The 12,327-nt window shown below is 69.2% G+C and carries 11 protein-coding genes; all 11 read left to right on the top strand.

The features are described 5' to 3' along the window. Nucleotides 1-112 precede the first annotated feature (112 nt). Complete coding sequence (locus ACZ4Z2_RS17090) at nucleotides 113-829, top strand: MBL fold metallo-hydrolase (protein ID WP_468076741.1); 717 nt, start codon at nucleotides 113-115, stop codon at nucleotides 827-829. Nucleotides 830-842: 13 nt separating this feature from the next. Then, complete coding sequence (gene hisS / locus ACZ4Z2_RS17085) at nucleotides 843-2,105, top strand: histidine--tRNA ligase (RefSeq protein WP_468076739.1); 1,263 nt, start codon at nucleotides 843-845, stop codon at nucleotides 2,103-2,105. Between the two features lie 137 nt (nucleotides 2,106-2,242). Continuing rightward, the gene (locus ACZ4Z2_RS17080) at nucleotides 2,243-2,890 is read left to right on the top strand and encodes a vitamin K epoxide reductase family protein (protein WP_468076737.1); all 648 of its coding nucleotides are present in this window, start codon (nucleotides 2,243-2,245) and stop codon (nucleotides 2,888-2,890) included. A gap of 48 nt (nucleotides 2,891-2,938) precedes the next feature. Next, nucleotides 2,939-4,294: a replication-associated recombination protein A gene (locus ACZ4Z2_RS17075; RefSeq protein WP_468076735.1), complete on the top strand. Its 1,356-nt coding sequence runs from the start codon at nucleotides 2,939-2,941 to the stop codon at nucleotides 4,292-4,294. Between the two features lie 300 nt (nucleotides 4,295-4,594). Continuing rightward, nucleotides 4,595-5,209, top strand: coding sequence for a 30S ribosomal protein S4 (gene rpsD / locus ACZ4Z2_RS17070; protein WP_055537226.1), 615 nt, complete (start codon nucleotides 4,595-4,597; stop codon nucleotides 5,207-5,209). Nucleotides 5,210-5,398: 189 nt separating this feature from the next. Beyond that, nucleotides 5,399-5,848 carry a DUF948 domain-containing protein gene (locus ACZ4Z2_RS17065; protein ID WP_468076733.1) on the top strand — a complete coding sequence of 150 codons (450 nt, stop codon included), beginning with the start codon at nucleotides 5,399-5,401 and terminating at the stop codon, nucleotides 5,846-5,848. Between the two features lie 7 nt (nucleotides 5,849-5,855). Next, on the top strand, nucleotides 5,856-6,230 hold the full coding sequence (locus ACZ4Z2_RS17060; protein ID WP_468076731.1) for a hypothetical protein: 375 nt from the start codon (nucleotides 5,856-5,858) through the stop codon (nucleotides 6,228-6,230). Then, complete coding sequence (alaS, locus tag ACZ4Z2_RS17055; protein ID WP_468076729.1) at nucleotides 6,230-8,902, top strand: alanine--tRNA ligase; 2,673 nt, start codon at nucleotides 6,230-6,232, stop codon at nucleotides 8,900-8,902. Before ACZ4Z2_RS17060 ends, alaS begins: the two co-directional genes overlap by 1 nt. Further along, on the top strand, nucleotides 8,899-9,405 hold the full coding sequence (ruvX, locus tag ACZ4Z2_RS17050; RefSeq protein WP_468076727.1) for a Holliday junction resolvase RuvX: 507 nt from the start codon (nucleotides 8,899-8,901) through the stop codon (nucleotides 9,403-9,405). The genes alaS and ruvX overlap by 4 nt, the downstream gene beginning before the upstream one ends. Before the next feature lie 123 nt (nucleotides 9,406-9,528). After that, complete coding sequence (mltG, locus tag ACZ4Z2_RS17045; RefSeq protein ID WP_468076725.1) at nucleotides 9,529-11,322, top strand: endolytic transglycosylase MltG; 1,794 nt, start codon at nucleotides 9,529-9,531, stop codon at nucleotides 11,320-11,322. After that, nucleotides 11,319-12,149 (top strand): shikimate dehydrogenase, encoded by an 831-nt coding sequence (locus tag ACZ4Z2_RS17040; RefSeq protein WP_468076723.1) that lies wholly within the window; start codon nucleotides 11,319-11,321, stop codon nucleotides 12,147-12,149. Before mltG ends, ACZ4Z2_RS17040 begins: the two co-directional genes overlap by 4 nt. Nucleotides 12,150-12,327 lie beyond the last annotated feature (178 nt).

The raw sequence follows: 12,327 nt of genomic DNA, 5'->3' as shown, positions 1-12,327 counted from the left end.
CCGACTGATTGTGTGTGACCCGTACCGTATATGGGTTCGCTGAGGAAACGGCAGCGCCGGTAGGCTCTGATCCACAGCAACACACCCCTCGTACGACACAAGAAGGACGATCGTGCTCATTGCCGGGTTCCCCGCCGGGGCCTGGGGGACCAACTGTTACCTGGTCGCCCCCGCCGCCGGTGAGGAGTGCGTGATCATCGACCCGGGCCACCAGGCCACCGAGGGAGTCGAGGAGACGCTGAAGAAGCATCGGCTCAAGCCCGTCGCCGTCGTCCTCACCCACGGCCACCTCGACCACGTGGCCTCGGTCGTCCCGGTGTGCGGCGCGCACGACGTACCGGCCTGGATCCACCCCGAGGACCGGTACATGATGAGCGACCCCGAGAAGGCGCTCGGCCGCTCCATCGGCATGCCGCTCATGGGCGAGCTGACCATCGGCGAGCCCGGCGACGTCAAGGAGCTGACCGACGGCTCGAAGCTGGAGCTGGCCGGTCTGGAGCTGTCCGTCGCGCACGCGCCCGGCCATACCAAGGGGTCGGTGACCTTCCGGATGCCCGAGACCACGGAGATCCCCTCCGTGTTCTTCTCCGGGGATCTGCTCTTCGCCGGCTCCATCGGACGCACCGACCTGCCCGGCGGTGACATGGCCGAGATGCTCGACTCGCTGGCCCGCGTGTGCCTGCCGCTCGACGACTCGACCGTGGTGCTGTCCGGCCACGGCCCCCAGACGACCATCGGCCAGGAGCGCGCCACCAACCCGTATCTGCGGCAGGTGGCGGCCGGCGGCCAGGGAATGGGTCCGACGACCCCTCCCCGACGAGGAATGTGACGAGAGACCTTCCGTGAGTACCTTCCAGGCCCCCAAGGGCACGTACGACCTGCTGCCCCCGGACAGCGCCAAGTACCTGGCCGTCCGCGAGGCCATCGCCGCGCCGCTGCGCAACTCCGGCTACGGCTACATCGAGACGCCCGGCTTCGAGAGCGTGGAGCTGTTCGCGCGCGGTGTCGGCGAGTCCACCGACATCGTGACCAAGGAGATGTACGCCTTCGAGACCAAGGGCGGCACCAAGCTCGCCCTGCGCCCCGAGGGAACCGCCTCCGTGCTGCGGGCCGCCCTGGAGGCCAACCTGCACAAGGCGGGGAACCTCCCGGTCAAGCTCTGGTACTCGGGCTCGTACTACCGCTACGAACGCCCCCAGAAGGGCCGCTACCGCCACTTCTCCCAGGTCGGCGCCGAGGCCATCGGCGCCGAGGATCCCGCGCTGGACGCCGAGTTGATCATCCTGGCCGACCAGGCGTACCGCTCGCTCGGCCTCAGGAACTTCCGCATCCTGCTGAACAGCCTGGGTGACAAGGAGTGCCGTCCCGTCTACCGGGCCGCGCTTCAGGAGTTCCTGCGCGGCCTGGACCTGGACGAGGACACCCTGAGGCGGGCGGAGATCAACCCGCTGCGCGTCCTCGACGACAAGCGCGAGTCGGTCCAGAAGCAGCTCGGTGACGCCCCGCTGCTGCGCGACTACCTCTGCGACGCCTGCAAGGCGTACCACGAGGAGGTGCGCGAGCTGATCACGGCGGCGGGCGTCTCCTTCGAGGACGACCCGAAGCTGGTCCGCGGCCTGGACTACTACACCCGCACGACCTTCGAGTTCGTCCACGACGGACTGGGCTCCCAGTCGGCGGTGGGCGGCGGCGGCCGCTACGACGGCCTGTCCGAGATGATCGGCGGCCCCGCGCTGCCGTCCGTCGGCTGGGCCCTCGGTGTCGACCGCACGGTCCTCGCCCTGGAGGCGGAGGGCGTCGAGCTGGAACTCCCCGCGTCCACCAGCGTGTTCGCCGTCCCGCTCGGCGAGGAGGCCCGCCGGGTCCTGTTCGCCAAGGTCACCGAGTTGCGCAAGGTGGGCATCGCGGCCGACTTCTCGTACGGCGGGAAGGGCCTCAAGGGCGCGATGAAGAACGCCAACCGCAGCGGCGCCCGCTACGCGATCGTCGCGGGGGAGCGGGACCTCGCCGAAGGTGTCGTGCAGCTCAAGGACATGGAGTCCGGCGAGCAGGTCGCGATCGGCGTGAACGAGATCGTGGCCGAGCTGGAAGCCCGCCTGGGCTGAGTCAAGCCGGTGCCGCCCCCGTCGCCCGATCAGGGCGACGGGGGCGACATTTACGTCCAGCGAACGGTGGACGCGCGAGGGTGTAGGGCACAATGACCCTGCCCCAGAGGCCCCTTCGACGCTACGGATACGACGTGATGAGCAAGACGACAGTCAGGGACGTCTCCACAGAACCCGAACACCACGACGCCCCGCGCACGGTGGGCGCCGGCCGTGCCCTCGCGTTCCTGCTGGTGCTCACCGGCGCGGCCGGACTGCTCGCGGCCTGGGTCATCACGATCGACAAGTTCAAGATCCTCGAAGCCAAGGTCGCGGGCGAGACGTTCACCCCCGGGTGCAGTCTGAACCCGATCGTCTCCTGCGGCAGCGTCATGGAGAGCAAGCAGGCGTCCGTCTTCGGCTTCCCCAACCCGATGCTCGGCCTCGTCGCCTACGGCATCGTCATCTGCGTCGGCATGAGCCTGCTCGCCCGCGCCCGCTTCCCGCGCTGGTACTGGCTGACCTTCAACGGCGGCACCCTCTTCGGCGTCGTCTTCTGCACCTGGCTGCAGTTCCAGTCCCTGTACCGGATCAACGCGCTGTGCCTGTGGTGCTCGCTGGCCTGGGTCGCGACGATCACCATGTTCTGGTACGTGACCTCGTTCAACGTCCGCCACGACTTCCTGCCCGCCCCCGGCTGGCTGAAGCGGTTCCTCGGCGAGTTCACCTGGGTCCTGCCGGTCACCCACGTCGGCGTCATCGGCATGCTGATCCTGACCCGCTGGGGCGCCAACCTCTGGGCGTGACCCGGTCGCGGCCGGGAGTGTCGGACCTCTGACGTAGGCTCCGGAAGTGTGGAGCCCGATCTGTTCACCGCCGCCGCCGAAGAACGCCAGGAGAAGGACCCGGCCGCCAGCCCCCTGGCCGTGCGGATGCGTCCGCGCACCCTCGACGAGGTCGTGGGCCAGCAGCACCTGCTGAAGCCCGGCTCGCCCCTGCGCAGACTGGTCGGCGAGTCCGGCGGCGGACCCGCCGGCCCCTCCTCGGTGATCCTCTGGGGCCCGCCCGGCACGGGCAAGACGACCCTCGCGTACGTCGTCTCCAAGGCCACCAACAAGCGTTTCGTGGAGCTGTCCGCGATCACCGCCGGCGTCAAGGAGGTCCGCGCGGTCATCGACGGCGCCCGCCGCGCCACCGGCGGCTTCGGCAAGGAGACCGTCCTCTTCCTCGACGAGATCCACCGCTTCAGCAAGGCCCAGCAGGACTCCCTGCTCCCGGCCGTCGAGAACCGCTGGGTCACCCTGATCGCCGCGACCACGGAGAACCCGTACTTCTCGGTGATCTCCCCCCTGCTGTCCCGCTCCCTGCTCCTCACCCTCGAACCGCTCACCGACGACGACGTGCGCGGCCTCCTCCAGCGGGCCCTCACCGACGACCGCGGCCTCAAGGGCGCCGTCACCCTCCCCGAGGACACCGAGGCCCACCTCCTGCGCATCGCCGGCGGCGACGCCCGGCGCGCGCTGACCGCCCTGGAGGCCGCGGCCGGCGCCGCCCTCGACAAGGGGGAGCGGGAGATCGGCCTGACGACCCTGGAGGAGACCGTCGACCGGGCCGCCGTGAAGTACGACCGCGACGGCGACCAGCACTACGACGTGGCCAGCGCCCTCATCAAGTCCATCCGCGGCTCCGACGTCGACGCCGCGCTGCACTACCTGGCCCGCATGATCGAGGCCGGTGAGGACCCCCGCTTCATCGCCCGCCGCCTGATGATCTCCGCCAGCGAGGACATCGGCCTCGCCGACCCGAACGCCCTGCCGATAGCCGTCGCCGCCGCCCAGGCCGTCGCCATGATCGGCTTCCCGGAGGCGGCGCTCACCCTCAGCCACGCCACCATCGCCCTGGCCCTCGCCCCCAAGTCGAACGCCGCGACCACCGCCATCGGCGCCGCCCTGGAGGACGTCCGCAAGGGGCTGGCCGGGCCGGTGCCACCCCACCTGCGGGACGGCCACTACAAGGGCGCGGCCAAGCTCGGCCACGCCCAGGGGTACGTGTACCCGCACGACCTGCCCGAGGGGATCGCCGCCCAGCAGTACGCGCCGGACGACCTGAAGGACCGCGCCTACTACACCCCGACCCGGCACGGCGCCGAGGCCCGGTACGCGGACGCCGTGGAGTGGACCAGGAAGCGCCTCGGTCGGAAGCAGTCCTGAACCCCCTGTAGACTGCCCTTCAGTGCTGCGTCCCGTGTCCGGCTCCGGTCGGCGCCTCAGGCGGGACATCCAGCCGGATCCTCGGATCCAGGAGCGTCGCGCACCGTCGTAGGTGTCGCGGGCCGCCCACCACCACCCGGCTTCCCGGGACCGGTCGGTGGGCCGTTCGTGTGCTGCACGTATGTGCCCAGACCAGGGAGCGGCTGCCCGGAAGTCCCTCGTGGACCTGACGGGAATCCCAGGCTGCGGATGCGACCTCCCGTAACCCTGAGGCAGCCGAATACAGGAAAAGGAAAAACAGTGGCGAACCAGTCCCGCCCCAAGGTCAAGAAGTCGCGTGCCCTCGGCATCGCGCTGACCCCGAAGGCCGTCAAGTACTTCGAGGCCCGTCCCTACCCGCCGGGCGAGCACGGCCGCGGCCGCAAGCAGAACTCGGACTACAAGGTCCGTCTGCTGGAGAAGCAGCGTCTGCGCGCGCAGTACGACGTGTCCGAGCGCCAGCTCGTCCGCGCCTACGAGCGTGCCTCCAAGGTCCAGGGCAAGACCGGTGAGGCCCTGATCATCGAGCTCGAGCGCCGTCTCGACGCGCTGGTCCTGCGTTCGGGCATCGCCCGCACGATCTACCAGGCCCGCCAGATGGTCGTCCACGGCCACATCGAGGTCAACGGCCAGAAGGTCGACAAGCCGTCCTTCCGCGTCAAGCCGGACGACGTCGTCATGGTCCGTGAGCGCAGCCGTCAGAAGCCGCTGTTCGAGATCGCCCGCGAGGGTGGCTTCGCCGCGGACGGTGAGACCCCGCGCTACCTCCAGGTGAACCTCAAGGCCCTGGCGTTCCGCCTGGACCGCGAGCCCAACCGCAAGGAAGTCCCGGTCATCTGCGACGAGCAGCTCGTCGTCGAGTACTACGCCCGTTGATCCATCGACGGACGTAGTACGGATTACGCGTCAGCCCGTCGTCCTCCCGCCTCTTCCGGCGGGCGGGACGGCGGGCTCTCGCCTTCTGCGGTGGGCGTTAATGCGGTTCGGAGTGACCGCCCCGGCGCGATAGGCTCGGGACACGACTTCTCGATGTTCAGGCATGTCTCAGGGAGCGGGTGGCACACAGTGTCCGGTGGAGAGGTGGCCGGGATCCTGGTGGCCGTCTTCTGGGCGATCCTGGTCTCCTTCCTCGCCGTCGCGCTGGCGAGGCTGGCCCAGACGCTCAAGGCGACCACCAAACTCGTCGCGGACGTGACCGACCAGGCCGTCCCCCTGCTCGCCGACGCCTCCACCGCCGTCCGCTCCGCGCAGACCCAGATCGACCGGGTCGACGCCATCGCGTCCGACGTCCAGGAGGTCACGTCGAACGCCTCGGCGCTCTCCACCACCGTCGCCTCCACCTTCGGCGGCCCCCTCGTCAAGGTCGCCGCCTTCGGCTACGGCGTGCGCCGGGCCATCGGCGGCCGCCGCGAGGGCGAGGCACCCGGTGGTGACCGGCGGCGTACCGTGATCGTGGGCCGCACGGTCCCGGGGGCCCGTCGGAGCAAGCGCAGCACCCGTGGAAAGAAGGACTGACCGAGCGATGTTCCGCCGTACGTTCTGGTTCACCACCGGTGTCGCCGCCGGAGTGTGGGCGACCACCAAGGTCAACCGCAAGCTGAAGCAGCTCACGCCCGACCACCTCGCCACCCAGGCGGCGAACAAGGCGATCGAGGCGGGCCACAAGCTCAAGGACCGGGCGGTCGGCTTCGCGCTCGACGTCCGCGACAACATGGCCCAGCGGGAGGCCGAACTCGGTGAGGCACTCGGCATCGAGGCCAACCCCGATCACCGCCCGGAGCTGCCGGCCCCCCGGCGCGTCGTCGCCATCGAGAACAGCAACACCCCGAAGTACAGCAGGAATTCGAGGTACGGCGAGAACCCGTCGTACCCGTACAACCGGAATGAGGACCACTGATGGAGTCGGCCGAGATTCGTCGCCGCTGGTTGAGCTTCTTCGAGGAGCGCGGTCACACCGTTGTCCCTTCGGCGTCGCTCATCGCGGACGACCCGACTCTGCTCCTGGTCAACGCGGGCATGGTCCCCTTCAAGCCGTACTTCCTCGGTGAGGTCAAGCCCTCCTTCGCCCGCGCCACCAGCGTGCAGAAGTGCGTCCGCACGCCGGACATCGAAGAGGTCGGCAAGACCACCCGGCACGGCACGTTCTTCCAGATGTGCGGCAACTTCTCCTTCGGCGACTACTTCAAGGAAGGCGCCATCAAGCACGCCTGGGAGCTGCTCACCAGCCCCCAGGACAAGGGCGGTTACGGCCTGGAGCCGGAGAAGCTCTGGATCACCGTCTACAAGGACGACGACGAGGCCGAGCGCATCTGGCACGAGCAGATCGGCGTGCCCAAGGAGCGCATCCAGCGCCTCGGCATGAAGGACAACTACTGGTCCATGGGCGTCCCCGGCCCGTGCGGCCCGTGCTCCGAGATCAACTACGACCGCGGCCCCGAGTTCGGTGTCGAGGGCGGCCCCGCCGTCAACGACGAGCGGTACGTGGAGATCTGGAACCTGGTCTTCATGCAGTACGAGCGCGGCGAGGGCACCTCCAAGGAGGACTTCGAGATCCTCGGCGAGCTGCCCAGCAAGAACATCGACACGGGCCTCGGCCTGGAGCGTCTCGCCATGATTCTGCAGGGCGTGCAGAACATGTACGAGATCGACACCTCCATGGCCGTCATCAACAAGGCCACCGAACTGACCGGTGTCCGCTACGGCGACGCCAAGGACTCCGACGTCTCCCTGCGCGTGGTCACCGACCACATCCGCACCGCCGTGATGCTCATCGGTGACGGCGTCACCCCCGGCAACGAGGGCCGCGGCTACGTCCTGCGCCGCATCATGCGCCGCGCCATCCGCAACATGCGTCTCCTCGGCGCCACCGGCCCGGTCGTCCAGGACCTCATCGACGTCGTCATCGGCATGATGGGCCAGCAGTACCCCGAGCTGATCACCGACCGCGAGCGCATCGAGAAGGTCGCCCTCGCCGAGGAGGCCGCCTTCCTCAAGACGCTGAAGGCCGGCACCAACATCCTCGACACCGCCGTCACCGAGACCAAGGCCGCCGGCGGCAAGGTCCTCGCCGGTGACAAGGCGTTCCTGCTCCACGACACCTGGGGCTTCCCCATCGACCTCACCCTGGAGATGGCCGCCGAGCAGGGCCTTTCCGTGGACGAGGACGGCTTCCGCCGCCTGATGAAGGAGCAGCGGGAGCGCGCCAAGGCCGACGCCAAGGCCAAGAAGACCGGCCACGCCGACCTCGGCGCCTACCGCGAGATCGCCGACAACTCCGGCGAGACCGACTTCATCGGCTACGACAGCACCGAGGGCGAGTCGACCGTCGTCGGCATCCTCGTCGACGGTGTCTCCTCGCCCGCCGCCACCGAGGGCGACGAGGTCGAGATCGTCCTCGACCGCACCCCGTTCTACGCCGAGGGCGGCGGCCAGATCGGCGACACCGGCCGCATCAAGGTCGACTCCGGCGCCGTCATCGAGATCCGCGACTGCCAGAAGCCGGTGCCGGGCGTGTACGTCCACAAGGGCGTCGTCCAGGTCGGCGAGGTGACCGTCGGCGCCAAGGCCCAGGCCATCATCGACGTACTGCGCCGCAAGGCCATCGCCCGCGCCCACTCGGCCACGCACCTCACCCACCAGGCGCTGCGGGACGCACTCGGCCCGACGGCCGCCCAGGCCGGTTCCGAGAACCAGCCCGGCCGCTTCCGCTTCGACTTCGGTTCCCCGTCCGCCGTCCCGACGGCCGTGATGACCGATGTCGAGCAGCAGATCAACGAGGTGCTCGCCCGCGACCTCGACGTCCACGCCGAGGTCATGGGCATCGACGAGGCCAAGAAGCAGGGCGCCATCGCCGAGTTCGGCGAGAAGTACGGCGACCGCGTCCGCGTCGTGACCATCGGTGACTTCTCCAAGGAGCTGTGCGGCGGCACGCACGTCCACAACACCGCCCAGCTGGGCCTGGTGAAACTCCTCGGCGAGTCCTCCATCGGCTCCGGTGTGCGCCGTATCGAGGCCCTCGTCGGCGTCGACGCCTACAACTTCCTCGCCCGTGAGCACACGGTCGTCGCCCAGCTCCAGGAGCTGATCAAGGGCCGTCCGGAGGAGCTCCCGGAGAAGGTCTCCGCCATGCTCGGCAAGCTGAAGGACGCCGAGAAGGAGATCGAGAAGTTCCGCGCCGAGAAGGTGCTCCAGGCCGCCGCCGGTCTCGCCGAGTCCGCCAAGGACGTTCGCGGAGTTGCTCTGGTGACCGGTCAGGTCCCCGACGGCACGACCGCCGACGACCTCCGCAAGCTGGTGCTCGACGTGCGCGGACGCATCCAGGGCGGTCGGGCCGCCGTGGTCGCCCTGTTCACGACGGCGAACGGCAAGCCGCTCACGGTCATCGCCACGAACGAGGCCGCCCGCGAGCGGGGCCTGAAGGCCGGCGACCTGGTCCGGACGGCCGCCAAGACGCTCGGCGGCGGTGGCGGCGGCAAGCCGGACGTCGCCCAGGGCGGCGGCCAGAACCCGGCCGCCATCGGCGAGGCCGTGGACGCGGTCGAGCGCCTGGTCGCCGAGACGGCCAAGTGAGCACCACGGATCACACGAGCGAAGGTGACGGCCCGGCCCTGCGCCGCGGCCGTCGCCTCGCGATCGACGTCGGGGACGCCCGTATCGGGGTCGCCTCCTGCGACCCCGACGGGATCCTCGCCACCCCGGTCGAGACGGTTCCCGGACGCGATGTCCCGGCGGCCCAGCGGCGATTGAGACAACTGGTCGACGAATACGTACCTATCGAGGTAATCGTCGGGCTGCCACGCTCTCTGAAAGGCGGAGAGGGTCCGGCGGCCGTCAAGGTACGGGGTTTCGCCCAGGAGTTGGCCCGCATGATCGCGCCCGTTCCGGTCAGACTCATCGACGAGAGGATGACCACGGTGACGGCCGGTCAAGGACTGCGTGCCTCGGGTGTGAAATCCAAGAAGGGCAGGTCGGTCATCGACCAGGCAGCGGCGGTGATCATCCTGCAACAGGCGTTGGATTCCGAACGGATGTCAGGCAAAGCTCCGGGCGAGGGCGTCGAAGTGGTCATCTGATCGCGATACGGTAACGTTCCGCGCGATGCGGTGGCCTTCGAACAGCCACCGCACAAAAAGAGGCGGGGACGACACCGAGCCACAGGCCCCGCGTGACCGCCGCCTCGCGGCTCTAGGGGATCGATGACTGAGTATGGCCGGGGCCCAGGCTCCGAACCGTGGCATCCGGACGACCCGTTGTACGGGGACGGCGGATGGGGCGGGCAGCAGGCCCAGGTGGGCCAGCAGTCCCCCTACGGCGGCCAGCCACAGCAGCACTACCCCGAACAGCAGCAGTACCAGCAGTACGCCGACGGTAACGGCAACGGCGGTTGGGGCAACGGCCAGCAGGACGCCTACGCCCAGCAGCAGTACCAGCAGGAGTACGGCGACCCGGGGCAGCAGCAGTATCCCGGCGGACATCAGCAGCAGTACCACGGCAACGACCAGCAGCAGTACGGCCAGGGCGACGGCGGCTGGGCGAACGGCTCGCCCCAGCACGCGCAGGGTGCGTACACCCCCGACCCCTCCGACCCGTACGGGCAGCAGCAGGCGGCGGCCTACGGCGGCGGTCAGCAGGACTTCTACGGCACGCCCGACGCGTATCCGCCGCCGGAGCCGCCGTCCCGTCGCGCCGCGGAACCGGCACCCGCGCCGACGGCACCGGCTGCACCCGAGCCCGAGCGCGAGGAGCAGCAGACCGCCGAGCGCACCGACTGGGACCCCGGACCCGACCAGGGCGAGCTCGCGTTCTTCGCGGGTGGCGACGATGACGACGACGAAGCCGAGGGGCGCGGCGGCCGGAGCGAACGCAAGGGGCGCGGAAGCAAGTCGGGCAAGTCGAGCAAGGGTGGCAAGAAGCGCCGCAGCGGCCTCGCCTGCCTGGTGGTCGTCGTGGTCCTCGGCGGTGGCTTCGCGGGCGTCAGCTATTTCGGGTACCAGTTCTACCAAAGCCGATTCGCCGAAGCTCCCGATTACGAGGGATCCGGCACGAACGAGACGGTCACGATCACGGTCGGCAAGGGCGAGTTCGGCTCGGTGATCGGGCAGCGGTTGAAGGACGCCGGGGTCGTCGCGAGCGTGGAGGCGTTCACCAGCGCGCTGGCGGAGGATCCCTCGAAACCGCAGATCCAGGTGGGCGTTTACATCCTCAAGAAGGAGATGTCCGCCAAGAGCGCGCTCGCCCTGATGCTCGACCCCAAGAGCCAGAACAACTTCACCGTCCAGGAAGGTCTCCGGAACGCCCAGGTCTACGTCCTGATCGACAAGGAACTCGGGATAAAGAAGGGCACCACCGCTGACGTCGCCGAGAAGGAGTGGTCGAAGCTCGGCCTTCCCGAGTGGGCGAACGACAACGAGGACATCAAGGATCCGCTGGAAGGATTCCTCTACCCCTCCACCTATCCGGTGGCCAAGGGGATGAAGCCCAAGGACGTCCTGAAGGAAATGGTCGACCTCGCGAAGGCGAAGTACGAGCAGTTCGACCTCGAGGGCAAGGCGAAGGGCCTCAAGCTGGAGAATCCGCTCCAGGTGGTCACGGTGGCGAGCCTGGTCCAGGCCGAGGGCAACAACAAGAAGGACTTCCGGAAGATCGCGCGCGTCGTCTACAACCGGCTGGAGCCGACCAACCAGGAGACCTACGGTCTGCTCGACTTCGACTCGACGGTGAACTACCTGCGCGGCGAATCCAAGCTGGCGACGGGCTCGGTCGACTCCCTGCGGCAGATCGACGACCCGTACAACACGTACAAGATCAAGGGTCTGCCGCCCGGACCCATCGGAAACCCCGGTGACCAGGCGATCGAGGGAGCCCTCGACCCCGCCAAGGGTGGCTGGTACTACTTCGTCTCCGTGGGGAAGAAGACGCTGTTCGCAGAGACGAACGAAGAGCAGAACCGCAATCGCCAGAAGTACCTGAAGGAACTGAACGAGCAATGAGCCGCACCACCAGCAAGCACCGTGCCGCCGTGCTCGGTTCGCCGATCGCTCACTCGCTCTCTCCCGTGCTGCACCGGGCCGCCTACGCCGAACTCGGGCTCACCGACTGGACCTACGACCGTTTCGAGGTCGACGAGGAGGCCCTGCCCGCGTTCGTGGAGAAGCTCGGGTCGGAGTGGGCGGGACTGTCGCTGACGATGCCGCTCAAGCGGGCCGTGATGCCGCTGCTGGACGAGATCAGCGAGACGGCGATGTCGGTTGAGGCGGTCAACACGCTGGTGTTCGGCGAGGACGGGCGGCGGGTCGGTGACAACACCGACATCCCCGGCATGGTCGCGGCCCTGCGGGAGCGCGGTATCGAGCAGGTCGAGTCCGCCGCGATCCTCGGCGCCGGGGCCACCGCGTCATCAGCGCTGGCCGCGCTCGCGCGCATCTGCACCGGTGAGGTCGTGGCGTACGTGCGCAGCGACGCCCGGGCCGCCGAGATGCGGCAGTGGGGCGAGCGACTGGATGTCGAGGTGCGTACGGCGGACTGGGCGGACGCCGAGCAGGCTCTGAGCGCTCCGCTGGTGATCGCCACGACGCCGGCCGGGGCCACGGACGCGCTGTCCGGGGCTGTACCGGAGCGGCCGACGACGCTGTTCGACGTGCTGTACCACCCCTGGCCCACGGAGCTGGCGGCGCGCTGGTCCGCGTACGGCGGCGCCGTGGTCAGCGGGCTCGACCTGCTGGTCCACCAGGCTGTCCTCCAGGTCGAGCAGATGACCGGCTGCAAGGCGGCCCCGGTGGGCGCGATGCGCCAGGCGGGCGAGCGGGCCCTGGCCTAGGCCCTGTCGTCAAATTCCCGCCTACCCCGCGACGCCAGGCACGCGCTCTCGACGCACCGGGCCCTGACCCGAGTACGTCCAGTACACGGGTCAGGGCCCGGCACGCCGAGAGCACGCACCTGACGCCGCGGGGCCGCCCTCCGGGCGACGGCGGGAATTTGACGACAAGGCCTCGGGG

This window comes from Streptomyces sp. NPDC030183 (genome assembly GCF_055573455.1).
This window is presented reverse-complemented; position numbering and strand designations above follow the sequence as displayed.

Bases quoted from the DNA above. Each gene is read 5' to 3' on its own strand.
- mltG (WP_468076725.1), top strand. From the start codon at position 9,529: ATGACTGAGTATGGCCGGGGCCCAGGCTCCGAACCGTGGCATCCGGAC.
- ACZ4Z2_RS17040 (WP_468076723.1), top strand. From the start codon at position 11,319: ATGAGCCGCACCACCAGCAAGCACCGTGCCGCCGTGCTCGGTTCGCCG.
- ACZ4Z2_RS17080 (WP_468076737.1), top strand. From the start codon at position 2,243: ATGAGCAAGACGACAGTCAGGGACGTCTCCACAGAACCCGAACACCAC.
- alaS (WP_468076729.1), top strand. From the start codon at position 6,230: ATGGAGTCGGCCGAGATTCGTCGCCGCTGGTTGAGCTTCTTCGAGGAG.
- ACZ4Z2_RS17060 (WP_468076731.1), top strand. From the start codon at position 5,856: ATGTTCCGCCGTACGTTCTGGTTCACCACCGGTGTCGCCGCCGGAGTG.